24 protein-coding genes and 1 other RNA gene are annotated in these 24,708 nt (G+C 42.5%); 13 read left to right on the plus strand and 12 right to left on the minus strand.

Annotation, left to right across the window (positions count from 1 at the left end):
• Positions 1-168 precede the first annotated feature (168 nt).
• From FSB73_RS27380 to FSB73_RS02620, 4 genes are all read right to left on the minus strand, one after another.
• Positions 169-351 (minus strand): phosphatase PAP2 family protein, encoded by a 183-nt coding sequence (locus FSB73_RS27380; RefSeq protein WP_225974750.1) that lies wholly within the window; start codon positions 349-351, stop codon positions 169-171.
• A complete protein-coding gene (locus tag FSB73_RS23840; protein WP_225974408.1) occupies positions 267-938 on the minus strand; it encodes a phosphatase PAP2 family protein in 672 nt (223 codons plus the stop codon). Before FSB73_RS23840 ends, FSB73_RS27380 begins: the two co-directional genes overlap by 85 nt.
• A gap of 88 nt (positions 939-1,026) precedes the next feature.
• A complete protein-coding gene (locus FSB73_RS02615) occupies positions 1,027-1,734 on the minus strand; it encodes a DedA family protein (RefSeq protein WP_146780005.1) in 708 nt (235 codons plus the stop codon).
• 326 nt (positions 1,735-2,060) lie between these two features.
• Positions 2,061-3,335, minus strand: a complete 1,275-nt coding sequence (locus tag FSB73_RS02620; RefSeq protein ID WP_146788007.1) for a dicarboxylate/amino acid:cation symporter — start codon at positions 3,333-3,335, stop codon at positions 2,061-2,063.
• Positions 3,336-3,782: 447 nt separating this feature from the next.
• On the opposite strand from FSB73_RS02620, the gene FSB73_RS02625 reads away from it, so the two are divergent.
• The 7 genes from FSB73_RS02625 (at position 3,783) to fsa (ending at position 10,826) form a co-directional block, all read left to right on the plus strand.
• Positions 3,783-5,456 carry an amino acid permease gene (locus FSB73_RS02625; RefSeq protein ID WP_146780006.1) on the plus strand — a complete coding sequence of 558 codons (1,674 nt, stop codon included), beginning with the start codon at positions 3,783-3,785 and terminating at the stop codon, positions 5,454-5,456.
• 255 nt (positions 5,457-5,711) lie between these two features.
• On the plus strand, positions 5,712-7,334 hold the full coding sequence (gene nadB / locus FSB73_RS02630) for an L-aspartate oxidase (protein ID WP_146780007.1): 1,623 nt from the start codon (positions 5,712-5,714) through the stop codon (positions 7,332-7,334).
• Between the two features lie 123 nt (positions 7,335-7,457).
• A complete protein-coding gene (locus tag FSB73_RS02635) occupies positions 7,458-8,366 on the plus strand; it encodes a lysophospholipid acyltransferase family protein (protein ID WP_146780008.1) in 909 nt (302 codons plus the stop codon).
• 71 nt (positions 8,367-8,437) lie between these two features.
• A complete protein-coding gene (hxpB, locus tag FSB73_RS02640; protein ID WP_146780009.1) occupies positions 8,438-9,100 on the plus strand; it encodes a hexitol phosphatase HxpB in 663 nt (220 codons plus the stop codon).
• A gap of 187 nt (positions 9,101-9,287) precedes the next feature.
• A complete protein-coding gene (locus FSB73_RS02645) occupies positions 9,288-9,494 on the plus strand; it encodes a hypothetical protein (protein WP_146780010.1) in 207 nt (68 codons plus the stop codon).
• Positions 9,495-9,734: 240 nt separating this feature from the next.
• An RNA gene (ffs, locus tag FSB73_RS02650) (signal recognition particle sRNA small type) lies at positions 9,735-9,834 on the plus strand.
• 338 nt (positions 9,835-10,172) lie between these two features.
• Entirely contained in the window at positions 10,173-10,826 is a 654-nt protein-coding gene (gene fsa, locus FSB73_RS02655) for a fructose-6-phosphate aldolase (RefSeq protein ID WP_146780011.1), read from the plus strand.
• A 148-nt stretch (positions 10,827-10,974) separates the two neighbouring features.
• Here fsa and FSB73_RS02660 read toward each other — a convergent pair whose 3' ends face one another.
• From FSB73_RS02660 to FSB73_RS02675, 4 genes are all read right to left on the minus strand, one after another.
• A complete protein-coding gene (locus tag FSB73_RS02660; protein WP_146780012.1) occupies positions 10,975-11,940 on the minus strand; it encodes a HipA domain-containing protein in 966 nt (321 codons plus the stop codon).
• Between the two features lie 72 nt (positions 11,941-12,012).
• A complete protein-coding gene (locus tag FSB73_RS02665; protein ID WP_146780013.1) occupies positions 12,013-12,345 on the minus strand; it encodes a HipA N-terminal domain-containing protein in 333 nt (110 codons plus the stop codon).
• Positions 12,346-12,633: 288 nt separating this feature from the next.
• Positions 12,634-14,424 (minus strand): S41 family peptidase, encoded by a 1,791-nt coding sequence (locus FSB73_RS02670; protein ID WP_146780014.1) that lies wholly within the window; start codon positions 14,422-14,424, stop codon positions 12,634-12,636.
• 436 nt (positions 14,425-14,860) lie between these two features.
• A complete protein-coding gene (locus tag FSB73_RS02675; RefSeq protein WP_091394471.1) occupies positions 14,861-15,085 on the minus strand; it encodes a PspC domain-containing protein in 225 nt (74 codons plus the stop codon).
• A gap of 347 nt (positions 15,086-15,432) precedes the next feature.
• On the opposite strand from FSB73_RS02675, the gene FSB73_RS02680 reads away from it, so the two are divergent.
• From FSB73_RS02680 to FSB73_RS02705, 6 genes are all read left to right on the plus strand, one after another.
• The gene (locus FSB73_RS02680; RefSeq protein WP_146780015.1) at positions 15,433-17,706 is read left to right on the plus strand and encodes an aconitate hydratase; all 2,274 of its coding nucleotides are present in this window, start codon (positions 15,433-15,435) and stop codon (positions 17,704-17,706) included.
• A gap of 230 nt (positions 17,707-17,936) precedes the next feature.
• Positions 17,937-18,518 (plus strand): Crp/Fnr family transcriptional regulator, encoded by a 582-nt coding sequence (locus FSB73_RS02685; protein WP_146780016.1) that lies wholly within the window; start codon positions 17,937-17,939, stop codon positions 18,516-18,518.
• 132 nt (positions 18,519-18,650) lie between these two features.
• The gene (locus tag FSB73_RS02690; RefSeq protein WP_146780017.1) at positions 18,651-19,001 is read left to right on the plus strand and encodes a hypothetical protein; all 351 of its coding nucleotides are present in this window, start codon (positions 18,651-18,653) and stop codon (positions 18,999-19,001) included.
• Positions 19,002-19,097: 96 nt separating this feature from the next.
• The gene (locus FSB73_RS02695; protein WP_146780018.1) at positions 19,098-19,964 is read left to right on the plus strand and encodes a pirin family protein; all 867 of its coding nucleotides are present in this window, start codon (positions 19,098-19,100) and stop codon (positions 19,962-19,964) included.
• A gap of 77 nt (positions 19,965-20,041) precedes the next feature.
• Positions 20,042-20,896 carry a pirin family protein gene (locus tag FSB73_RS02700; RefSeq protein ID WP_146780019.1) on the plus strand — a complete coding sequence of 285 codons (855 nt, stop codon included), beginning with the start codon at positions 20,042-20,044 and terminating at the stop codon, positions 20,894-20,896.
• Between the two features lie 20 nt (positions 20,897-20,916).
• The gene (locus FSB73_RS02705) at positions 20,917-21,213 is read left to right on the plus strand and encodes a GNAT family N-acetyltransferase (RefSeq protein WP_146780020.1); all 297 of its coding nucleotides are present in this window, start codon (positions 20,917-20,919) and stop codon (positions 21,211-21,213) included.
• Positions 21,214-21,380: 167 nt separating this feature from the next.
• Here the strand turns inward: FSB73_RS02705 and amaB are convergent, their stop codons facing one another.
• The 4 genes from amaB to FSB73_RS23850 all read right to left on the minus strand — a co-directional run bounded on the left by amaB (position 21,381) and on the right by FSB73_RS23850 (position 24,706).
• The gene (amaB, locus tag FSB73_RS02710; protein ID WP_225974409.1) at positions 21,381-22,934 is read right to left on the minus strand and encodes an L-piperidine-6-carboxylate dehydrogenase; all 1,554 of its coding nucleotides are present in this window, start codon (positions 22,932-22,934) and stop codon (positions 21,381-21,383) included.
• Positions 22,935-23,015: 81 nt separating this feature from the next.
• The gene (locus FSB73_RS02715) at positions 23,016-23,942 is read right to left on the minus strand and encodes a DUF1338 domain-containing protein (RefSeq protein WP_146780021.1); all 927 of its coding nucleotides are present in this window, start codon (positions 23,940-23,942) and stop codon (positions 23,016-23,018) included.
• Between the two features lie 42 nt (positions 23,943-23,984).
• Complete coding sequence (locus FSB73_RS23845) at positions 23,985-24,332, minus strand: saccharopine dehydrogenase family protein (protein ID WP_225974410.1); 348 nt, start codon at positions 24,330-24,332, stop codon at positions 23,985-23,987.
• Positions 24,332-24,706 carry a saccharopine dehydrogenase family protein gene (locus tag FSB73_RS23850; RefSeq protein WP_225974751.1) on the minus strand — a complete coding sequence of 125 codons (375 nt, stop codon included), beginning with the start codon at positions 24,704-24,706 and terminating at the stop codon, positions 24,332-24,334. Before FSB73_RS23850 ends, FSB73_RS23845 begins: the two co-directional genes overlap by 1 nt.
• Positions 24,707-24,708 lie beyond the last annotated feature (2 nt).

Raw genomic sequence — 24,708 nt, forward strand, 5'->3', positions numbered from 1 at the left:
TTTATTAAAACAATTTATGGTAAGCAGGCAAGGCTCTTGAAAAGCACCTAATTGCCCTTCTGCTGCTACCTGTATTCATAACAAATTTACCGCTTATTTTTTAACTGTACCCTGGCAAAAATAATGGTGTTATCCGGTCAAAAATCCTGTTTTTAGTCAAAGGCCGCTTTAATCCCCGTAGATTCTTCCCGTAAGCCAGTGCCCAAGTATACCACTTACAATCCCCGTCGCTATGCCACCCAGAACATCCGTTGGATAATGCCGTCCTAAATACATCCTGGAATACCCAACTGAGCCGGCCCATAGCGTAATAGGCACCGTAACCGTCCATTGCTTGCGGGTAAGTGCCAGGGAGGTAGCTGTTGAAAATGCGAGCGTTGTATGCCCGAGGGAAAAGAAGGACCTGTTCCGTAATTAATTGGATGGATTCTATCCGGAAATGTCATAAAGGGTCGAGGCCTGTTAAAAAGCTGTTTTAATCCAATGGATATGGCCTGCCCAATGCCCACTGTTACCGTCGTTTCTACTGCATAGCGCTTATTTAAAGCATCGTTATTAATTAAACCATACCCCAGTTCTCCTACGACAACAGCTGCCGGCAGCCAATAAGCGCTATTGCTGATCTGCTTTTGATATTGGCTGGCCGGTGTATCCGGGTTGATTTTGTCTAATAAATTAATATCAAAACGACAATGGTTGTCATTGGCACCGAGACTGGATGGCAAGGATAAGCTATCCTGGTGCTGATATTGGTAGGAATTTGCGTATTTATACGGATACTTATACCCTTTCTGGCCCCAGACCAGGCAGGGCAATATCAGCACTACCAGTAAATGCAGCAGGGCACGCCTGGTCTTTAAGGAAAAATGAACGCTCGGAAGTTGCTCCTCTATAACCCAAACGGATTTTGAAATATCATTTGCTGCTACTGTTTGCATCGTTATTATCTATAATAATTTGCTTACAGTAGTAAAGGTAAAGGTTAATAGCCAAACCGGTTTGAATAAGCTGATGGAAGCAATATCCTCAGGAGATTTCTTTGGAGGCGTTTTTAGAGGCTTTTTTGCCTTTATCGCCTCTAACCATCTTAATGATTACGGGTGCTGTAGTAATCACCACTAATATTATAATAATATATTCCAGGTGATGGGTTAAATCCACATTATAAGCCTTAAGCACGGCTCTGTAAAGATAATGACCACCGGCCAGTAGCAGCAAGGCCCAACTGAAACTGCCGATCATATTATAAACCATAAACTTTTTCTTTTCCATACCTACAATGCCTGCCACAATAGGGGCAAAGGTGCGGATAATCGGTAAAAACCTGGCCAGGATAAGAGCGCCCCCACCTTTTTGTTCAAAAAAGTCATGTGCCTGCTGCAAGTGTTTTTTCTTAAAGTACCAGGTATCTTTTTTCTTAAATAGCAACGGGCCGCTTTTGCGACCAAACCAGAACCCAAAGATATTACCCAGGACGCCAGCAATGAACACCAAAACAATAATCTCCATCAGGTTTAAAAATGGACTACCTATATCCACAAAGGATTTGGCCAGTTCATCACTATAAATGCCGGCTATAAATAACAAGGAGTCTCCCGGCAGGAAAAAGCCTACAAACAACCCGGTCTCCGCAAAGATGATAAAAAGGATTAACCAAAGGCCACCCGCCTGAATATAGAACTCAGGGCTCAAAAGTTGTTTCCAGTCAAAACTCAAAAGTATTGCATCCAGCATGGATTCTAATTATATTGTCTTTTTATTGAAAATAAGGTAACAGATTAATCGATCTGGTATCTCAGCAAATTTAAGTTACCCATACCAGTAGTGACCGCAGATTTTGGTAATTAATATTAAAATTAAACCTAAATTTTATTTAATAATGGACCAACCCCCTTTGGCACCATGTGGTTACTAAGAAATCCACTTCTATTGCTACATGGTATACCGACCTTTAAAATGAATAAACCGTGCCAAAGATAGGTCAAAGCAAGGTTAAAACGACAAGACACCAGTCCTGTTCACCGATTTTACACCGAACAGCATCGAGATCACTATTTAGCTCAGGCGGCTCTGGCGGGCGCCTGTTCCAGTAGCGCAGGATCTTTAAGCTCTCCCTCCCATTTACTGACCGCAGCCGTCGATAAAGCATTGCCCACAACATTGGTCATGGAACGCAGCATATCACAAAAATGATCAATGGGCAAAATCAGGGCAATGCCCTCCGGTGGAATATCAAACATAGCACAGGTGGCTGCAACAACGACCAGCGAAGCCCTGGGTACCCCGGCCATGCCTTTACTGGTCAACATCAGTACAAAGAGCATGGTCACCTGAGTACCGATATCTAAGTGTATGCCATACGCCTGGGCAATGGCCATAGAAGCAAAAGTCATATTGATCATCGAGCCATCCAGGTTAAAAGAATACCCTAGTGGCAGTACAAAGGACACAATTTTATTCTTACAGCCATATTTTTCCAGTTCTTCTGTCAATACAGGAAATACAGCCTCACTACTGGTGGTACTAAAGGCGATAATCATGGGCTGGACAATGCATTTAAGCAGGGGTACCAATCGTTTACCCAAAATCAGATAGCCAACAAGGGCCATTAGTAACCAAAGAATGGCAATAGCCAGCATAAACCAAAGCAGGTATTTACCATAAAACCAAAATATGCCCGGGCCATTGACGGCCATCGTACCGGCAATGGAGCCTAAAACCCCAATAGGTGCCGTATACATCACATAGCCCACCATCACCAGAATGGCTTCTGAAAGCGTATCCAGCGCTTTGACGACAGGTTTAGCTCTTTCACCCAGTGCTGCTAACGATACACCCAGGAACATGGCAAAAACCACAATCTGGAGAATTTCATTGGTCGCCATGGCCTCAACCACACTTTTGGGCACCAGGTGGTTGATAAAATTTTCTGCGGAGAAAGACTGCGTTCCTGAAATTATATCGCCTACATCCCCACTAGCACTACCTAGATTCAGGCCCATACCTGGTTTGCCTAAATGGACGATCATTAGACCGATAAACAGACTGGCAATGGAGGCTGAGATAAACCAAAGCATGGCTTTACCACCGATCCTGCCCACACTTTTCAGATCTCCCAGCTTAGCTATACCTACTGTCAGCGTACACAATACCAACGGGGCTATAATCATCTGCACCAGCCTTAAAAACAAGGTAGTCATCATTTTGCCAATAGAAACCAGGGTGGGTATATCCTGCTTAGGCATATATATATAAGCAAAATAGCCAATAATAGCGCCCACGGCCATGGCAATAATAATATATAAGGTTAGCCGGTTTTTAGCATTCTTCTTCATTAACTTCATCAGGAACTTTTCTACTTAGAAAAACAGACCTGGAAAGGTCTATTTTTTATTCAATTTTAAAAAGGGTTAATATTATTTTATATTTATAGTCTTCTATTTATTGATTTGCTTTTGAGAAAGCGAACAAAAACAGCCGCAAGATAATCAAAAAAACAAACAGACATTAGCTTACAGGGTTTCTTTTTATACTTTTTTATCCACCGACTGAAGCCAATACCTGCTCCATAAAACGGCTTTTTCAATAAAATTTGACGATAATGCGCCCATTTTCCACGCATTTTAACGCAAAATCCGGAAAGATAATAAAACAAACAGATATTAGTTGATTTTCTGCTCAATTTATTCAAAAGCACCAAAAAAAGGCAGGTTTTGTTAAACTGTTTAGAATTAATCCTTAATTTTCCACCTCGTAACTAATTTAAGAATCTAAATATTATTATGAGCTTATTTGCAAAAAAGTCAATTAGTTCCCTGATTGCCGAATCCGCCGACGCGGATGGCCTGAAAAAAACGCTCAGTGCCCGTTCCTTAGTTGCACTGGGTATTGGCGCTATTATCGGAGCCGGATTATTCTCCATTACAGGGGTTGCGGCAGCCAATATGGCGGGTCCTGGGATTATGATCTCTTTTATTATTGCTGCTGTCGGTTGTGCTTTTGCCGGTCTATGTTATGCAGAATTTGCGTCTATGATCCCTGTGGCTGGGAGTGCCTATACTTATTCCTATGCGACCATGGGTGAGTTTATCGCCTGGATTATTGGGTGGGATCTGGTGTTGGAATATGCCGTTGGGGCAGCCACTGTTGCCTCCAGCTGGTCGGGCTATTTAAATGAGCTACTCAAAAGCTTCGACATCGCCCTTCCCCATATGCTGACCGCAACGCCTTTTGATAGTGTGCCAGGCATCCTGAACCTGCCGGCAGTGTTTATCGTGGTCATTATTTCCATGGTGCTGATACGAGGCACCAGTGAATCTGCCTGGGTGAACGCCATTATTGTTGTGGTCAAAGTCTCCATTGTCATTGTATTTATCGCACTGGGACTACATTATGTTCAACCGGCAAATCTGGAGCCTTTAGTGCCTAAAAATACCGGTGAATTTGGCCATTTTGGCTGGTCTGGGGTAGTAAGAGCAGCAGCTGTTGTCTTCTTTGCCTATATCGGATTTGATGCGGTTTCAACGGCGGCCCAGGAGACGAAAAACCCTAAAAAAGCCATGCCAATCGGAATATTAGGCTCTCTGATCATCTGTACAGTTCTCTATATTGCCTTTGCGTATGTAATGACCGGTGTAGCGCATTATACCATGTTCAATACCGGTGGCAGTAGTGATCTGGCGCCGGTAGCCATAGCCATCAAGCAAATGGGTACCATTGGCGCAGGCGGCGTCGTTATACCTGCCTACCCATGGTTGAATACCTTGATTATTGTGGCTATCTTACTGGGTTACTCTTCTGTTATCCTGGTTATGCTTTTAGGCCAGAGTCGTGTTTTCTACTCCATGAGCAAGGACGGTCTATTGCCTTCTATATTCTCTAAACTGCACCCACGTCATAAGACACCCTATAAGTCCAATTTGCTTTTTATGCTCTTTGTGAGTCTGTTCGCGGCCTTTATCCCGGGCAGAATCGTTGGCGAAATGACCAGTATCGGCACCTTGTTTGCCTTTATCCTGGTGTGTATCGGTGTCCTTGTGATGCGCAGTAAAATGAAGGATGCTCCAAGGGCTTTCAGAACACCATTTGTACCACTAGTGCCTATATTGGGCGTGTTTACCTGCCTGTTTATGATGGTATTTTTGCCCCTGGATACCTGGATCCGTCTGATCGCCTGGATGATGATCGGTCTGGACGTTTATCTGTCACGCGGCATACTGAAAAGCAACCTGAATGCGGCAGATTCATTTAAAGATCACAGCCGCAGTTATAATATCACTGCCATTAGCGGCCTGGCATTAACGATCATATTAGCCATTTTGGGCACCTGTCATCATTTTAACACCAAAGGGTCAGACGAAGGCCTGGTTATCTTCTCTTTTGTGATGGTGATCTTCCATTTAATCTATTATGGCCTATATCTGGCCAAGGGTAATAAATTAAAAGGACGCTCATAAAAAGGCCGTTTAAACCGCTATTGCAGGCAATCAGCGAAGCTGGTGCAGAAAATAGTGGATATTTGTAGAGATTTTATAGAATAGCGATAGTGTCTGATGGGTCAGACACTATCGCTATTCTTTTTTGCCCAATATTTTTATTTTAAGTCACAAGCAGGATTATTCCTTAATTTTGACAATCATTTGCATTCAAAATATGCATGACAAAAACCTTGGACAACTCAATCATTACTTAAAAAAACTATCCATCCACATATGACGACGGATCTACTGGTCATTGGTTCGGGAATAGCCGGACTTACTTTTGCCATCAAGTCGGCAAAGGCAATGCCCGATAAAGAAATACTGGTACTTACAAAGGCTGCTTCTGCTGAAGAGTCCAATACCAATTATGCCCAGGGCGGCGTGGCTGGTGTCTGGGATTTCGAGAAAGACAGCTTTGAAAAGCATATTGAAGATACCTTGATTGCAGGTGACGGCTTGTGTGACCCGGCGGCAGTGGAAGCAGTGGTAAAGGAAGGGCCCGACCGCATCCGGGAAATCATAGGCTATGGTACCCGTTTTGACAAAAATGAAGGGGGCGATTACAATTTAGGCAGAGAAGGCGGACACAGTGCTTTCAGGATTCTGCATCATAAGGATATCACTGGCAGAGAAATAGAAAGAGCCTTGATAGAAGAGGCCAGTCGATATAACAACATTAAAATACTGGATAAATACTATGTGGTGGAGTTGCTGACGCAGCACCATCTGGGTTTCTTAGTCACTAAGTCTTCCAGGGATATTAATTGCTATGGTGTTTACGCTTTAAATAGAGAAACCGGCACCATAGAAAAGATCCTTGCCTCTGCCACCCTGCTGGCAACAGGCGGCTGCGGGCAGGCTTATAGGACAACCACCAATCCCAAAGTAGCCACAGGAGATGGTGTAGCCATGACTTATAGGGCCAAAGGCCGTATTGAGAATATGGAATTTATTCAGTTTCATCCGACGGCACTATTTGAACCGGGCGTTTCTCCTGCCTTTTTGATTACAGAAGCTGTCCGCGGGGAAGGAGCAGTTTTGCGTAACCATAAAGGAGAAGCCTTTATGGAGCGCTACGATCCTAGAAAAGATCTGGCGCCGCGCGATATTGTAGCCAGAGCGATCGATAGTGAGATGAAAAAGCATGGTACCCAACATGTCTATCTGGACTGCACGCCGATTGATCAGCAGAAATTCATGCAGCATTTTCCCAATATTTTTGAGTACTGCAAAAATATTGGTATCGACGTATTTAAAGATGGTATCCCGGTGGCACCGGCAGCCCATTATAGCTGTGGGGGCGTTAAAACGGATTTATCAGCCAGAACCTCCATTCAACATCTGTATGCATGCGGTGAGTGCTCTTCCACAGGCCTGCATGGCGCTAACAGACTGGCCAGCAATAGCTTACTAGAGGCGATGGTCTTCGCTCACCGTGCCTTTGAGGATGTTCTACATCAGTATAATAACGGCCAACTGGGGCAATTTAACGAGCAAATTGCCGCCCTTAATTTTCCTGACTGGGATGCACTAGGTACGGCTGAACCCAAAGAAATGATCCTGATTACACAAAGCGTAAAAGAATTGGAACAGATTATGACCGATTACGTCGGCATTGTCCGCACCAATGTCCGACTGGAAAGAGCCATGCGCCGACTGGACCTGCTTTTTGAGGAGACGGAAGCCTTATACAAACAATCCCAGGTTTCCCCGCAGCTTTGCCAGCTGCGCAACCTGATTTCTGTGGGCTACCTGATTGTCAAAGGGGCACAGTTCAGAAGAGAAAGCAGGGGACTTCATTTTAATACAGATTATCCCAAGAAAAATGATCTCTTACAAAGCGTGATATTATAATTTTATACTATTTTATTTATTTATCCTGAAATAGGGCAGCTTACCCGTGCCCTATTTGTATATTTGCGACTTATATCGCTGAGCACCTACTCTTGTAATCAGTCACTAAAGCAGTCAGCAAATATGTATTATATTGTTTACGGTTTCCTCTATCTGATTTCCCTGCTCCCTTTTCGGGTGTTGTATGCCATTAGTGACTTCACGGGGTTTATCCTTTACAGAATTGTCAGGTACAGGAAGCAGGTTATTTTAAACAATCTAAAAATCGCCTTCCCTGAAAAATCAGATGCGCAGCGAGCGTTGATTTGCAAACAGTTCTATTACCGATTCACTGATAACTTTGTGGAACTGATCAAATTAATTTCCTTACCGGTGAAAGCCATTAACCGACGGTTTAAAAGGGATCATGAAACGATTCATGCACTTTATAATGAAGGTGTTAGTATTGATTTTGTCCTGGGTCATTTTTTTAATTGGGAATGGTGCAATCTCTCTTACAGCTATCAAAATCCATATAAACAGATTGTTGTGTATGCACATGTCAGCAGTCCCATTGCGGAAAGGCTGATGCAAAAAATCCGTGGCAGGTTTGGAACGGTACTTATTGATAGTAAAAAGTTTAAAGAACAGTTTAAACCTTATATAAATGAGCGCAAGGCCTTTGTACTGGTCGCCGACCAGAATCCACGTTTTCTAAAAAGTGCTTACTGGTTGCCTTTTTTTGGCAGATTAACCCCCTTTGCCAAAGGACCAGACGCCAACTCCAGGTTAATGAATAATGCCGTCGTATTCTGCAATATCAAAAGAATTAAAAGGGGCTATTATACCACCGAGTTAAAATGTATCACCAAGGCCGCCGGCAGTTTTGAAAAAGGGGAGATTACCCTGAAGACCGCAGCACTGCTGGAAAACAACATCCGGGAGGACCCTCCTGGATATCTCTGGAGTCACCGCCGGTGGAAACATACTTTTACCCCGGACAGAGATGCGCGAAATTTATTGCAAACGGATCAAATGAATCATTCAAATTAAACAACAACATTCCCTTCCAATAATGTAATGATGGAAGGTCAAACGCTTAAAGACAAACAACACAAATTCATATGCGATTATCGACGGTTATTTTTGATATGGACGGACTTTTAATTGATAGCGAACCCTTATGGAAAGAAGCTGCTCAGGAAATTTTTGCTGAGTATGGTATTGTCCTTTCTGACGCCCAGTATGCTACCACCACAGGGCTCAGAACCAAGGAATTTACCGAGTGGTGGCTTTCAAGGCACCAGATAGCTGAGACGCACTATGACAAGGCAGAGGCTAAAATCCTTCAGTCAGTGATGGATAAGGTAGACAAAAGGGGGCTGGTGATGCCTGGCGTGGATCATATCTTTGAATTTTTCAGTGCACTGAATTTTAAAATCGGTATTGCCTCTTCTTCTTCTTTGCCATTGATTGATCTGGTCGTAGAAAAGCTGGGCATAGGTAAGTATCTGCATACCATCGCTTCTGCGGGTAATCTGCCCTTTGGTAAACCCCATCCGCAGGTCTATCTGGACTGTGCAGCGGCGCTGGGCACCCCGCCTACCCAATGTATCTGTTTTGAGGATTCTTTTAATGGAATGATCGCCGTTAAAGCCGCCAGAATGCGTTGCGTAATTGTACCGGGTCCGGAGCATTATAAAGAGCCCAGATGGGCCGCTGCAGACCTTAAATTATCTTCTTTACAGAATTTCAATCAGTTACACTTGAATCTTTTAGATAATTAACAAATAGTGTGATAATCAAGAGAATGCCAAAATTGGAATTTGAGAAAAAACGCTTCCTAATTGTCCGATTTTTGGCAAATTCTACTTACATTTATCTTTCAGTGCCGGGGTTAGGGTTCGTTTCCAGTAAGCAAACACACACTCTCTGCCCATAATTTCATTAGATTATCAAACAAAAATTAAAAAGATGGACACTTCAAAATTTATTAAGGCTTATTGTCTGAAAACAAAAGAAAAGAACGTTCCCATGCATAATGCTGTTGTTTCTAAAACCGCCCGTGGTGGTTATATCGCTAAAGGCGATGATGGAAAAGGCAACAAAATGAGTGCAATCCTTAGTGAAACCAATGCCTTAAAAGCAATTGCTGACGGCACTGCTAAAAAAGACTTCTAGGTTTTCACGGCGAGGCGAGTATAGGTTAACTTATTTGGGGTCAAAGTCTTGCAATGCGCAAATAATATTATTGCATCCTTGCATTTAGTTAAGACGATAGCCTATTTTAGAGGGACTGGTTCCTCAAAAAACAAAACAGATCCGACAGTTGGTTTAACGCTAATCACGGATCTGTTTTTTTATTTCCATAAAACGACGGCAAAATTTGGCAAATACCTTTAAGGCTTTTACATTTGCACCCGGCAGGTCTCACACGGCCAGCTCCTACTGAATCCTCCCAGGGCCGGAAGGCAGCAAGAGTAGGTGGTTGTAGCGGCGCGATGTGAGTAGCCTGCCTTCTTTATTTCCAGAAGGCATCGGTAACTGAATCAATGTAAAGGGTTTAAAGAAGGTATTGGATCTTAGATCGTTTGCAGGATATAAGCATTATGCGTTGTTTGGAGGATTACCTCCTTTTTTTATGCCCCTAATCGCCGTTTTCCTTCTTATTTAAGTTTATTTTAGCCTTACATCAACTAAATGCAAATTTTTAATACTTATTAATTCTATTTTTAATTTTTGTGTACCTTTGGGAGAAGATTGTTAGGCACCCTGCTAAAGGCGCACAGCAAAAAAACGAAAAATTAAAGATTTTAAAAGAATATATATTTACCAATCATTAAACTAAAAAAAAGACTGATGAAATTTTTTATTGACACGGCAGATCTGGAACAAATTAAGGAAGCCAATGATTTAGGTATCCTGGATGGTGTGACCACCAACCCTTCCTTAATGGCGAAGGTAGGTGTGAAAGGACATGAAGCCGTAATACAGCATTACAAGACCATTTGCGAAATCGTCGACGGTGATATCAGTGCTGAAGTGGTATCTACAGATTTTAAAGGCATTGTAGAAGAAGGAAAGAAACTCGCTGCATTGCATAAAAATATCGTTGTTAAGGTCCCAATGATCAAAGAAGGCGTTAAAGCAATCAAGTGGTTTACAGATAATGGCATCCGTACTAACTGTACGCTGGTATTCTCTGCAGGTCAGGCTATATTAGCGGCTAAAGCAGGTGCCGCCTACGTATCTCCTTTTATCGGAAGAATCGATGACAGTGGCTGGGAAGGAATTAACCTGATCTCTCAGATCGCCGAAATCTATGCCGTGCAAGGCTTCGAAACAGAAATTCTTGCGGCTTCTATCCGTAACTCCAACCACATTATCCAGTGTGCAGAAGCTGGTGCTGATGTAGTGACTTCCCCACTTGAACCTATCCTGGGATTACTCAAACACCCACTGACTGATATCGGTCTTGCTAAGTTCCTGGAAGATGCCAAGAAATTCGCATAAATCCTGGCTAAGCATCTTGCATAAGTCAGATAAAACAAAACATTTCTTGTGAATTGTCATGTTTTTAAGTTAGGTCAGCTATCTTTATTAGAAAGCTGACCTTTTTATTACTACCTTTTTATTATCGACTTTCTGTTGCGATTATTTTTTACTGATTACGCATGGGCAATAGGCCCAGTATGCCTAATCTGTCCTGGACGACTTTAAAATAGGCCTGCTTTGCAGCCTCAGGCAAAAATGAGCGGGCAATAAGCTTTTCTGCCTTGGGTAGCCAGGTACCTATCCGGTTAAATACAGAAAGTACCTGTTTAGGATTTAAGCCAAGGACTACCGCAAATCGTTCAAAATAGGCACCGTTTAATTTTTTCTTTTTCCCGCCTAGCTTTAAGGCCAGTTCTTCACTATCTTTAGGTAAAACTATTTTCACGTTCAACAGATCATAAGCAGGTGCCAGGCTCCATTTATCCTCTAGTAACAGCATGGAGAAGTTCTTTAGGTGCATATCATTATTGCCGACAATGAAATTAAAGACTGCCAGTTCGAAAAAACGAAATTTATCATAGAGAATATAGCTAGATAACTCCCCTACTTTTTTGCCAACCTGTTCCATCGTTCCAGAGTATTTATCTTCCAAACCGAGGATCTGCATAAAATCAATCATATGATTCATTTCTCCAGTCAAAGTGCGATCAATTCTTCTGGAAACATAACATAACTCTCCGGATTTTAAACGCATAAGACTGGAAGGAACCACCAAAATTTTAAATAGTTCCGCCAGCCGCATGGTTAGGTGCTCATTTTCCGGCATCAGCGGAAAATCCTCATCTTGTGGTTTTAAAATATATTGTCCTTTAAGTGCATCCAAAACCGTCGATTCTTCATTTTGCCCTGTTTGCAAAACTTCCTCAATTAAACCCATAGAAATTTTAGGCTGTACTCCAGGAACAGCCACTGAGCTCTCTAAAATTTTTTTTGCTAACTTGGGCATATCAGATGAGTCATATGGCAGTCTTGGCAACTCTGGAACGCCGAAAAACTTCTTAGCACAGGCCGGATGAAACTCACTTTCCATAGCATCATCTATCTTATCGTAACAATACAAACACCTTGTCATTTAATCAATATTTTTAAACTTTTCCATTCCTAATGCAACAATGGTTACACCTTAACTGCTGGTTGCATTAATCTACTTTTCATTTATTTCCAATGGGTAGACGCTGACAGCGCCAATACAGTTTTTGCAGCAGGCTAATAAAAGTCCCATGCGATCCGACTTGGCAATACCAAGGATCTTACATGCAATATCAAGCAGCCATCCTTCTGGCAATAGCCCATCAAAAAATGGAAATAACTGTTGATTGTAGAAAGGAAATTTACTAACAGGCATACTAAAACAAATAAATTTGTCTGAAAAGTTTCTGATATAGCTTTTGTCGTATTCAAAAATAAAGCTCCCATCATTTTGCTCAGTTAAAATACCCGCAATATTATTGGTGTATTTAATAATCGCCTTTCTCATATGAACCTCTTTTTTTATGCTCTAACCACAGGTAGGCATTTATGGCAAACCGAATTAACTGGTGCAAATATAAGCATGATTGTGTAATCAGCCTTATTTGCGGTAATTTTTAGACACTTAAACTATGCTTATAAAACCAGCGACAAACTTAATATAAGAATCCTTGATAGCCTAACATTTTCAATAAGCAAGCTCCCACATGCAAGCGCACCGCTACCAAAAAGCCCAATCCGGTTTTATAAAAACGAATTGGGCTTTTGTTATTTAATAACTTAAAAAAATGTATGCTTACTTCAACTTAGCATGCGTCCTGACCATTGGCTTAAAATTGCGCCTGTTTTGCTGATCTTCAAAACTTTTCAAAGAAGACCGCAACCTGCTGTTTCCCCTGACCTTACTAGCCTTAAAACTGCTCTTTAATGACACCCTGGAACTTGCACCTGGCACCTTATAAGTATCGTCCAAAGATTGCAAAATACGGTTCAGTGATTCCAAAGGGTCTTCAGACTTACCAAAATCTGCCAGCACATCATCATACCCCAGGGCATCTGTCAACATTCCATCATAATAATCACCTTCTCCTGCAGCATTTAATGATTGGAACATGGACATATAGACGGTATAATCCCCTACCCTAAGATCAAAAAACCCGACTGGTTTGCCATAGGTTCTGATTTCTGTATTACCATTATTATCTGTTTCCGGGGATTCTGCATACCAGGCGCCGACTAAAAATACGCTGTTATAGGGTTTTAAAGCATTGATCAATAGTTCACTGGCTGAAGCCGTGCCGCCACCTACTATAAAATAAATTCTTTTGCTGGTTGTTGCGATGGCGCCTGTCTTAGCCACCAGTTCAGTATTGCCTTTTACACTGTAATCAATATCAAACGTAGTATTGCCTGAAGGTGAGCCATCATCATTATATAACTTCTGGGACTTAAGCACGCTTTTTAAAAAACTGGAATAGGTAGACGCGTCTCTTAGACTGTCGTTGTAATTCATGGAAAACAAGGTCTTACCGTCATTGCCGCTGGCAACAAATGCATTAGCCAGATACTGGGAGGTTTCAACTGCACCGCCACCATTATAACGAAGATCTACAACAAGATCGGTCACATTTGCAAATTTTGCCAATGCCGCATCTAGCGGCTTCTTTGCATTGCTTAACTCGGTAAACCCTTCCAAAATCAGATACCCTACTTTTTTCCCGTTAGGTAAAGCAATCACTGAGTCCAGGATCACCGGATCAAATTCATATTTTGTTTTTGTCAGTGTTTTTTCAGTGGTTTTCCACTTACCGCTCTTGGGATACAAAGAGTCAATGGTGACTATATCCAGACTGGTACCATCTAGGATATCATTGTAGTATTTATTTAAGGCATCATTGCTGGTAAAATCATTAAAACTTTTAGCCTCTCCATTCATTTTATAAATAATATCTCCTCGTTTAAATCCTGCCTTTTGGGCCGGTGAACCATTGTCCACATATTTTAAAACAGTGACAATCGTATCATTATTAAAGGTCCTGTCTCCATCTGAATCTAAAATATAATTACCATCAGTATCTACGGCGTAAGGCGGGGTAAATCCAAAATGGATTCCCAGGTCATTGCCATATCCGTCCAGCGTAAATGATTTTGTATTGGGCTGAACGAAAAACGAGGAATTGCCTCCACCCGTATTGTCGGCAGTCAAAAGCATATAGGAATACTTAGATTCTCCGGCATAGGTTGTATACTCATAGGGCTCACTCGTTTCTGCGTTAATAGGAATCTGAGTGAATGCATATAATTCCTTTTTCAGGCCAGCCAGACTGTCTGCACTTTGATATTGTTTGGGATTAAATTTCCCAAAAGTGGGCAAATCATTGTTCCAGAGATAGAATGCCTTAGCATACATATATAGAGAATCGTACAAAGAATGCGTAAAAGTATAGTCCCCGTAATAGGGATCAGTCTCTGTTCCAGCGCCATCCCCACCATTAGAAGGACTATCCACTACCTTTTTACAGGAAAAGGAAAATGCAGTTACCACCGCCAGTAAAAGGCAAAAAATTGATACACGTTTATTAATCATAGATTGCTTTGTAAGTTGAATATGAGCATTATTTTATTTGAATAATACTGTAATAAAGATAGCGGTTTTTGACATATTCCAATATAAAAATCTATGAATCAGAAAAAAACAACCTTAAATGGAAAAATTACGACGATAACCTTTTAGGATTTTAGGATTTAAGCGGACAAATTAGCAAACTTAAACACAGGCATCTATAAACTTGTTTTCTCATAAACATGATGCTATTATTACCAGAAGGGAAAACATAGCATATTAATAATGAAAAGGTTCGGGAATATAATTTGCATTGCTGTGCAAATTAAGTCCAGATAATAACCTTATTTGCAAGATACAGACACGAGAATCCAGCATAGGCAGGCTACACAGATCCAATTTCTGTTGGAAGGTTGCGCTGAAATTAGGCTGAGTATTAGGCTAAATAATGTACTGAATATTAGTCTGAATATTTCAAGGGATTGCGTCTGGCAAATAAAACATAGCGTTTAATATTCATCCAGAAAGCCAGTACCATATAAATAATCACCGGGGATCCGAAGGTCAGAAATGAAATATAGATAAACCAAAGACGGATCCTGGAGCTGGCAATACCCAGTTTGGTACCGATAGCGGCACAAACCCCAAATGCCCTGCACTCAATAAAACTTCTAAATCTGTTCATCTAAGTAAACTTTGGTGTCCAAAGATTTTAAATAGCTTCTTGTTTGAATCGGGCAATGTATAAATGCCTAATCCATACAAAAGGACCGCACGTGATTACAAGATTTGGGCCTTCAACGTCAAGTCTTGTATCTAAATGGACAGACAAATATACAAAATCCTGAAAAACTCAAAAATATCTTCTTGTATATTATTACAAGACTATAACAATCAAAGGATTTCATGCTTTAGGAGCATCAAACATAAAAATTAGGTGAACCAAATTTTAACAGATTGAAGTTTTAAAAATCCACCTGTTTTTAGTAACTTCGCAACAATTTTATATCACACTATTTAAATTGTAATGTTATGGCTTTTGATATTGACATGATCAAAAAGGTCTACAGTGAGCTACCTGACAGAATTGCAAAAGCACGCGCCGTTACCGGCACACCACTCACACTTGCCGAAAAAGTTTTGTATGCGCATTTACACAGCGACCAACCTTTAAAAAAATTCCAAAGAGCACACGATTATGTTAATTTCGCACCTGACCGTGTCGCCATGCAGGATGCTACTGCACAAATGGCGCTACTGCAATTTATGCAGGCTGGTCGGCCAAAAGTAGCCGTTCCATCTACTGTACACTGTGATCACCTGATCATTGCAAAAGAAGGTGCAGCAAAAGACCTGGCGTTCGCAAAAGAAGAAAGTAAAGAAGTATATGATTTTCTGGGTTCTGTATCCAATAAATATGGTATCGGATTCTGGCGTCCGGGTGCAGGGATTATTCACCAGGTCGTACTAGAAAACTACGCTTTTCCTGGGGGTATGATGATTGGTACCGACTCACACACGGTAAATGCCGGTGGACTTGGCATGATAGCCATTGGGGTTGGTGGTGCCGATGCCTGTGACGTAATGGCTGGCTTGCCCTGGGAATTAAAATGGCCTAAACTAATCGGCGTAAAACTGACCGGCAAACTCAGTGGCTGGTCTGCGCCTAAAGATATTATTCTAAAAGTAGCTGGTATCCTCACCGTGAAGGGTGGAACCGGAGCCATTGTTGAATATTTTGGCGAAGGTGCCCAATCTATTAGTTGTACCGGTAAAGGTACCATCTGTAATATGGGTGCTGAAATCGGTGCCACTAACTCCACTTTTGGCTACGACGATTCTATGGGACGTTACCTGAGAGCCACTGGCAGGACTGAAGTCGCAGATGTCGCAGATTCTATCAAAGAGCATTTAACCGGGGATCCTGAAGTATATGCAGATCCTGAAAAATATTTCGATCAGGTCATTGAAATTAACCTGTCCGAACTGGAACCACACCTGAATGGTCCATTTACTCCAGATTTAGCAACACCGGTTTCCAAAATGAAAGAAGTTGCTGATGCGCAAGGCTGGCCTGAAAGAGTGGAAGTGGGTCTTATCGGTTCCTGTACCAACTCCTCTTATGAGGACCTTTCCAGGGCTGTCTCTTTAGCCAAACAGGTTTCTGAAAAGAATCTGAAAGCAAAATCAGAATTCTTGATCAACCCAGGCTCTGAACAAATCCGTTTCACAGTGGAACGCGACGGGATTCTGGATGTATTTGAATCGATCGGTGCAAAAATATTGACCAATGCCTGCGGCCCCTGTATTGGTATGTGGGACAGAGTCGGTGCGGAGAAAAAAGAAAAAAACACCATCGTACACTCATTCAATCGGAACTTTGCCAAAAGAGCAGATGGTAATCCAAATACCTTTGCATTTGTCGCTTCACCGGAACTAGTAACAGCCATTGCCATTGCGGGTGACCTTACTTTTAACCCTATGACGGATTACCTGATCAACGAAGCAGGTGAAAAGGTCAAATTAGATCCCCCAACTGGAGATGAATTACCCACTAAAGGATTTGATGTTGAAGATCCGGGTTATCAGGCACCAGCCGAAGATGGTTCAGGCATTCAGATTCAGGTTTCACCGGATTCTAAACGCCTCCAACTCTTAAGTCCGTTTTTGGAATGGGAAGGTACAGATCTGAAAGGGCTAAAACTCTTAATCAAAGCAAAGGGTAAATGTACCACTGACCATATCTCTATGGCAGGACCATGGCTGAAATTCAGAGGTCATCTGGACAATATCTCCAACAATATGCTGATCGGTGCTGTCAACTACTTTAATGAAAAGACCGATAGTGTTAAAAATCAGCTCACCGGGGAGTACGGCCCAGTACCTGCTACACAGCGCGCTTATAAAGCGGCTGGTATCGGCACCATCGTGGTAGGAGACGAAAACTACGGTGAAGGATCCAGCAGAGAACATGCAGCCATGGAACCACGTCACTTGGGTGTTCGTGCTATCATTGCCAAAAGCTTTGCCCGTATCCACGAGACCAACCTGAAAAAACAAGGTATGTTGGGTTTGACCTTCCAGGATAAAAATGATTATGATAAGATCCAGGAAGACGACGTTATCGATATTCTGGGTTTAACCACTTTTACACCGGAAAAACCACTGACCATCGTTTTACATCACGCAGATGGTACTACAGAACAGTTTGATGTCAATCATACCTATAATGAACAACAGATTGAATGGTTCAAACATGGTGCGGCGCTCAATATCATTCGTAAGAGCTTCGAGCAAAACAGATAAGTTTACAACCCGCATTGTCTTGATTAATACGGCAACGCTTTAATCAAATGACCTTTGAGGTCTGCCCGTTATCAAAAAATAACTGGCAGGCCTCTTTTTTATGGACATTATGGGGCGACTTAATACTGTAAGCAGGCGGTTATCTTTTGAAAATTATGTACTTTTATTTTGTGCAAGTAAAACAACAAATATACTGGCAACCCAAACCTTAACCGATAAAACAACCTTTTATGGATCCGTTATTACTGACCCACCTGCAATCAAATATCCATTTAACGGATGAACAGTTGAGCGAGCTGGAGGGATTTTTTCAGCCGCGACAGCTGAAAAAAAAGCACTATTTATTACAGGAAGGAGAAATTAACCTGGGGCTAGCCTTTGTAACAGAGGGACTTCTGCGCAGCTATAAGGTGGATAGTAATGGCTTTGAACATGTTTTGCAATTTGCGCCTCCGGGCTGGTGGATGGCTGATATGAAAAGTCTTAACCGCCAGGAGCCCGCCGAACTGTTTATTGAGGCACTGGAACCTACTGCGTATCTGTTTATAACCCGACAAAAACTGGATCTGGCATTTAAAGAAATCCCCCAGCTGGAAAGACATTTTAGAATGCTGGCAGAAAATGCCGTTATCGCTTATCAGCAAAGACTTATTGGTAATCTCAGTTTGCCGGCCATTGAAAGGTTTGCCACATTTTGTCGTCTTTATCCCACCCTTACAAGGAGCTTGCCCCATAAACAAATCGCCTCATTTATCGGTGTGACCCCGGAATTCTTTTCCAAAATGATCAATAATACTCCCCTTCCAGATTAACCTAATAAAAAAAGGTTCATTATCAATAATTTACATTTTTTCTTAATCCAGATTAAGTAGCATTCTTAATCTGGATTATTGGGCACCCCTTTTGTGATAACTAACTTTGTATCGTTAAAAAAAAGACAGCATATGAAACACAGTATCCTGATCATCGTTAATAGCGAAGCCGATCTAGCGGAGGTGCAGCAACTCTCCACCCGCCATGACATTAAAGCAGTCATCGGCGTTGAGGCTGGCATCGAACAGCTTTATCAAATCGTCTTTGACGGGATATTATATGATCCGGGAACAGATCAGAGACAAGAAAGAAAATTAAGGAAGATTCTGTCTTTGGATCCCGAACCTCCAGAAATTTTGAGAAAGGATAGCATTCAAAGCTGGGCAGCGAGTCTGGATGAATTAATCAGATCTCTACGCGTTCATGTAAACTTTATTGATGGAGGTATTGAAAATGATCTTTTCAAAATCTGTCTGAATTAGCATATTGCCAGCGACAGAGCATCTTTGATAAGGGCTACCCGGATTTGTTATGCACCTTATTTTACATTAAATAAAACGATACAAGGAAACAATAATATGAAAAAGAAAATAGACAGAGTCATCCCAAGACCAGCCAATCCAGGCATGGTAGGGGACGGATTCAGGGTCTTTAATTTTATTCCCCAGACCCTGGCTCAAAGACGGATCAGCCCTTTTCTGATGCTGGATTTTAATGCCCAATATGATTTTGGGCCTTCTGACCACTTAAGAGGCGTAGACGTTCATCCACATAAGGGATTTGAAACCGTCACCATTGCCTATCAGGGCAGTGTCGCTCATCACGACAGTGCGGGAAACAGCGGGGTTATTCACCCAGGAGATGTGCAATGGATGACGGCTGGTAACGGCATCCTGCATAAGGAATATCATGAAGAGCAATTCTCTAAAAAAGGCGGCAATTTTGAAATGGTGCAGCTATGGGTCAATTTGCCTAAGAAAGATAAATCCGTATCGCCGCATTACCAGCCCTTAACCAAGGAAGATATTCCGGTTGTAAAGTTAGAAGATAATCAAGGTATTGTAAGAGTCATAGCAGGCAGCTTTGGCCAGCAAAAAGGAGCTGCCAATACCTATACGCCGGTGAATCTACTGGATATTCACCTGGAAAATGAAGCTACTGTAACGCTTCCTATCCCAGAAACGCATAATACAGCCTTATTATTTATTAATGGCACAGGTGAGGTCAATGGCAAACCGGTCAAAGAACATGATTTTGTCCTCTTTGACCATGAGGGGGAAGACATTGACATAAAGGCCACCAGACAGGCAGTCATTTTACTCATGAGTGGTGAACCAATTGATGAACCTATCGCAAGTTACGGACCTTTTGTAATGAATACGCAGCAAGAGATCATAGCAGCCATTGATGATTTTAATGCCGGTAAATTTGGCCATTTAGCCTAAATACATAAAAACAGCTATCCGCTTTTTCTAAAAAGCGGATAGCTGTTTTAGGAACCAACAAGATCAAAGTAATTATCATGTTAAAGAAAATATTGCATATTCTGGACGCACGTTCAAAAAGGATAACAGAGACAGAAACCGTTTTACAGCCTTTACCACACCGGGACTTCCGATTTGCCAGTCCTTTTATTGTACTGCATCATATAGCCGAGCAGAAGATTACGCCTGGCTCCGCCAGAAGGATCCATCCACACCCCCATAGAGGCTTTTCTCCAGTCACCATTATGCTGCAAGGCGAGGGTTTTCATAAGGACAATCATGGCGGCAGTGGCGTTTTAAAGCCAGGAGATGCACAGTGGATATTTGCCGGCAGCGGCTTATTACACAGTGAAGGTCCGACAGAAGAATTGCTCAAAAATGGCGGGTCCTATGCGCTGATTCAGCTTTGGATTAATAGCCCGGCTAATTTAAAAAATGAGCCACCGAGTTATCAATTAGCCCGAAAAAATGAGCAGCCGCTTATTGCTTCAGGTGACGGGTCTTTACTTCGACTCATCAGTGGCCAGTATGAAGGGCTTAATGGTCCCTTGAAGAGCCAAACGCCTTTGACGATTATATACGGGGAGTTAACCCCAGGCAAACAGCAACAACTGCTCGCAAAACCCGGTTATTGGACCCTATTATATCTAATATCAGGTTCGCTGCTTATCAGCGGAGAACAGATCCAGGCGCATCAACTTATTGTATTTGAGCAGCCCAATGATGAACTACTGATTCGTAGCTGTACAGATAGTCAATTTTTGTATTTAAGCGGTGAGCCAATAGAAGAACCCGTTGCTGCTGCAGGCAATTTTGTCATGAATACCACCCAGGAAATAAAACAAGCCGAGGCCGATTACAAGGCAGGCAAATTTGGCACTTTAGATTTTTAGTCACTAAAACACATAACACCTTGAGTACTTCAATATACAGCTCCATGAAACTCGTGGACAATAAAGAGCAGCATAAATTGGCATTACCTATTGATCCAAAGCAAGGGTATGCTTTTGTCAGGTACGGTCTTAGGGATCATCATATAGATCTCCATCATATAGAAGTATCACCCGGTCTCAGGGGCCAGGGCATTGCCTCTGTGCTGGCAGAAAAAGTATTTGCTTTTATCGCTGAAAAGCAATTAGACTATACGATCTATTGCAGTTTTTTAAAGACCTGGAAGTACAGAAGAGATAGCAAAGAGAGCGATAATTAGGACTAGAGCTACGTTTTTTTTGCGGGATGGTGGTTGCAATGACAAGGACAATGACAAGGAGCGGTATAAAATATTGATAAACCAAGTTGCTTTCGCTACTGCGGCTATCAATATTTCAGTCCGCTGTCTTATGCAATACCCCGATCGTAAAACCACTTTAGTTAAACTTAAGCACCGTCCAGATGAAAATCAATGCCCTGGGCCAGTGGCAAATCATCGCCATAATTAATGGTACTTGTCTGCCTGCGCATATAAGCCTTCCAGGCGTCAGAGCCACTTTCCCTGCCACCACCTGTTTGTTTTTCACCACCAAAAGCACCACCGATCTCCGCCCCTGAGGTACCGATATTAACATTGGCAATACCGCAGTCAGAACCTAAGACGGATAAAAACTGTTCCGCTTCTTTTAGGTTATCTGTCATAATAGCTGAGGACAAACCCTGAGGCACGCCATTTTGTATCTGGATAGCCTCCTGTAGTGTTTTATATTTTATGACATATAAAATCGGGGCAAAGGTTTCCTGCTGCATGATAGCCAGGTCGCTATTTGCGGCGGCAATGCAGGGGCGGACATAGCAGCCGGATTCAAAGCCGTCACCACTTAGTTTGCCAGCTTTTGAAAGTATCTGCCCGCCTTGATTTTCAATAGCCACCAGTGCGGCTTCATACTGCAAGACCGCCTGCTGATCAATTAATGGGCCCACATGAACCTTAGGATCCAAAGGATTACCAATAACGAGCTGCTCGTAAGCCTTTTTTAGTTTCTCCACAAACTGTTCATAAACGGCCTCATGAATAATCAGTCTTCTGGTAGTTGTACAGCGCTGCCCTGCCGTACCAACAGCGCCAAAAACAGCGCCGGTGAGTGCCAGGTCAAGATTTGCATTTTGAGTAATAATGATCGCATTGTTGCCCCCTAGTTCCAAAAGACATTTTCCCAGGCGAGCCGCCACCGTCTGCCCAACACTCATACCCATTCTAGTAGATCCGGTGGCGGATACCAGGCTGATTGCCGGATCAGCCGCCATCATTTGTCCGATCTCACCAGAACCTTGCACAAGGTTGCAGACACCAGCCGGTACCTGGTTAACCTTAAATACCGTGGAGAGGATCTGCAAACAAGCCTGTGCGGCCAGAGGCGTTTTTTCAGAAGGTTTCCAAACCGTAACATTACCTGCTACCAGTGCAATCATCGCATTCCAACTCCAGACTGCTACCGGGAAATTAAAGGCCGTAATAATACCCACGACGCCTAGTGGATGCCACTGTTCATACATTCTATGACTGGGTCTTTCAGAATGCATGGTCAGTCCATGCAGTTGTCTGGATAGTCCTACGGCAAAGTCGCAGATATCAATCATTTCCTGCACCTCGCCTGCACCTTCCACCAGGCTTTTACCCATTTCATAAGAAACCAGTTTTCCAAGCATTTGTTTTTGCGCTCGCAGCGCCTCAGCAAACTGGCGGATAATATCGCCCCTTTTGGGCGCCGGCCAGGTCCGCCAGATTAAAAAAGCGTCCGCCGCCTTTTGGATGATCGCCTGATAATCGGCTTGCGTTGCGGTGGTAACTTTTGCAATTAACCTGGCGTCTACCGGCGAGAAAGAACTGATTTCTTGCCCCTTGGTTAGCTGATGCGCGATCCCGTCAAATCCACCATTATTATGTGCCCTGATCGCAAATTGATCCAATACAGCTTCCATTTCTTTTTGTAAATCCATATATCATTGTTTATACAACCCGGCTCAAGCCCAGTTGGTGATTTAAGTTATTTGTTAGCTCAACGCTTCTTTCTTACTTACCTACCCATCCGTTTGTGCCCTGTACGTACTTTCAAAGATCCGGTCAGCATTACCCGCTTCAAAACCATCGCGCCTGTGGATGCGCCTGATTTCACTGGCAGGCAGATCCTGAAAAGTATCCAGGATTTTACGCTCCGCAAATTCAACATAAGATCCGGCAATTTCTCTTTTCCTGCCGTTTTGGAAACTGGCCATCAGTTTTCCTGCTACCGTTGAACTTTGCCTAAGTTTTCCATCTTTGCTTTCTTTGATCTTCCCGCCTGCACTATTTAGTTTGATACCCAGGGCTTCCAAAAAGCTGTTGAACTGTTCCAGCGTATTATATCCTTTGGGTAAATTATGGACACTGATTGTAAAATGATTCAGGTAATAATGATTGTAAATCACCCATGCGGCGTATTCTGACTCCTCCAGTAAACTTTCATAATCAGCTAGCGTTGGAATCATCCAACGCCCCGTATGCAGAAAATGATCTACGGCTGCGCCGTCATCCAGGTTCAGCTGATCCACCGGATCTACATTTACGGTATCTGTATATTTGCGGATGATTTTTTGAGCCTTTTCACTAAGGTCTGCGACCCGTAGTTCGCTGGCAAAGATGCGGGGATATTTATCCTCAGGCGGGCTATACCAATAGGCATCCAGTTTCTTTGCTTCAAAATGATAATAATCTCTTTTTTCATAACCGTAATGCAAAAAGATCTTTTCCAGCGACGCTATCCCCAGATTAGGTACGCCCATTGTCCTAAAGGCAATATGATCGTTTTCAATGGCCGTCTTTTCTGGGATGATACCCTTTTCAACCATGGCTCCCGTGATCTTCTCTACATCAGGTACCCTTTGGATATAACGACGCATCAACCCACCAAGTACCTGATCCAAAGTCTTAATTTCATCTTTTTTGCCTTTTTCCTTGTGCTGCGTCATTTTTTTAAATTTTAAAGTTGAAACAATAAACAAATCACATCCCTACTTATAAAAACGAACAAAATCAGAGACCATTAAATCTGGCAGCGCCACCTGTTCCTGGCGAATAAATCCTTTTTGGGGAAGTTTTCCTGCCGCATGCAGATCCATAACAGCGCATACTGCACCTGCTGTAGTCACCTGAATAGCGGTCAGTTCCTTACCCGCCACTTCCTGATTGTAGATCGTGCGGGTAAATACTTTTTGTGTAAACCTACCCTTAATTTGACCGCTTACCGTAATAAAGACCAAAACTTTATCCTGGGGCGTAAAAGGTAAGGTATTATCCAAGAGCTCCACCAGCTTTTCCCGGTGCGCTTTAAACCCCAGATCAACCAGCAAAAATTGCATTAAATCCCGATGTCCCGGATAACGTACCGTTTTATAATCCAGGGAACCCACTTTCCGTCCAACACTTCTGCCAAAGCAGATAACCCACCTGAGGTATTAAAGGCCTCATAATCTATGCCATCAGCCATAAAATGTTCCAATCCTTCCATGGGGAGTACCTGGGTACGCTTACCATCCACAATTGCATCACAGGGATTGCAATATTCATTTACCAGGCCATTGGTGCTCCAGGTTAGGTTGTATTTAAGTCGGTTTACCGGATACTGCGGCAAAGCCCCTACTCTGAGCCGCACGGATTGCAGACTGTCAAATTGCTGACACAGATCATAGGCGGCAATACTGATAAATCCTGGTGCCAATCCGCACTGGGGCATAA

It is taken from the genome of Arachidicoccus ginsenosidivorans (assembly GCF_007971385.1).
In the GTDB taxonomy this organism is placed as follows: domain Bacteria; phylum Bacteroidota; class Bacteroidia; order Chitinophagales; family Chitinophagaceae; genus Arachidicoccus; species Arachidicoccus ginsenosidivorans.

Coding starts and splice junctions, on each gene's coding strand:
- FSB73_RS02660 (WP_146780012.1), bottom strand. CDS start 11,940: ATGACAAGGTGTTTGTATTGTTACGATAAGATAGATGATGCTATGGAA.
- amaB (WP_225974409.1), bottom strand. CDS start 22,934: ATGGATTTACAAAAAGAAATGGAAGCTGTATTGGATCAATTTGCGATC.
- FSB73_RS02635 (WP_146780008.1), top strand. CDS start 7,458: ATGTATTATATTGTTTACGGTTTCCTCTATCTGATTTCCCTGCTCCCT.
- FSB73_RS23845 (WP_225974410.1), bottom strand. CDS start 24,332: ATGCAATTTTTGCTGGTTGATCTGGGGTTTAAAGCGCACCGGGAAAAG.
- FSB73_RS02665 (WP_146780013.1), bottom strand. CDS start 12,345: ATGAGAAAGGCGATTATTAAATACACCAATAATATTGCGGGTATTTTA.
- hxpB (WP_146780009.1), top strand. CDS start 8,438: ATGCGATTATCGACGGTTATTTTTGATATGGACGGACTTTTAATTGAT.
- FSB73_RS02625 (WP_146780006.1), top strand. CDS start 3,783: ATGAGCTTATTTGCAAAAAAGTCAATTAGTTCCCTGATTGCCGAATCC.
- nadB (WP_146780007.1), top strand. CDS start 5,712: ATGACGACGGATCTACTGGTCATTGGTTCGGGAATAGCCGGACTTACT.
- FSB73_RS02690 (WP_146780017.1), top strand. CDS start 18,651: ATGAAACACAGTATCCTGATCATCGTTAATAGCGAAGCCGATCTAGCG.
- FSB73_RS02670 (WP_146780014.1), bottom strand. CDS start 14,424: ATGATTAATAAACGTGTATCAATTTTTTGCCTTTTACTGGCGGTGGTA.
- FSB73_RS02615 (WP_146780005.1), bottom strand. CDS start 1,734: ATGCTGGATGCAATACTTTTGAGTTTTGACTGGAAACAACTTTTGAGC.
- FSB73_RS02680 (WP_146780015.1), top strand. CDS start 15,433: ATGGCTTTTGATATTGACATGATCAAAAAGGTCTACAGTGAGCTACCT.
- FSB73_RS23850 (WP_225974751.1), bottom strand. CDS start 24,706: ATGCCCCAGTGCGGATTGGCACCAGGATTTATCAGTATTGCCGCCTAT.
- FSB73_RS02700 (WP_146780019.1), top strand. CDS start 20,042: ATGTTAAAGAAAATATTGCATATTCTGGACGCACGTTCAAAAAGGATA.
- FSB73_RS02685 (WP_146780016.1), top strand. CDS start 17,937: ATGGATCCGTTATTACTGACCCACCTGCAATCAAATATCCATTTAACG.
- FSB73_RS02715 (WP_146780021.1), bottom strand. CDS start 23,942: ATGACGCAGCACAAGGAAAAAGGCAAAAAAGATGAAATTAAGACTTTG.
- FSB73_RS23840 (WP_225974408.1), bottom strand. CDS start 938: ATGCAAACAGTAGCAGCAAATGATATTTCAAAATCCGTTTGGGTTATA.
- fsa (WP_146780011.1), top strand. CDS start 10,173: ATGAAATTTTTTATTGACACGGCAGATCTGGAACAAATTAAGGAAGCC.
- FSB73_RS02620 (WP_146788007.1), bottom strand. CDS start 3,335: ATGAAGAAGAATGCTAAAAACCGGCTAACCTTATATATTATTATTGCC.
- FSB73_RS02645 (WP_146780010.1), top strand. CDS start 9,288: ATGGACACTTCAAAATTTATTAAGGCTTATTGTCTGAAAACAAAAGAA.
- FSB73_RS02675 (WP_091394471.1), bottom strand. CDS start 15,085: ATGAACAGATTTAGAAGTTTTATTGAGTGCAGGGCATTTGGGGTTTGT.
- FSB73_RS02695 (WP_146780018.1), top strand. CDS start 19,098: ATGAAAAAGAAAATAGACAGAGTCATCCCAAGACCAGCCAATCCAGGC.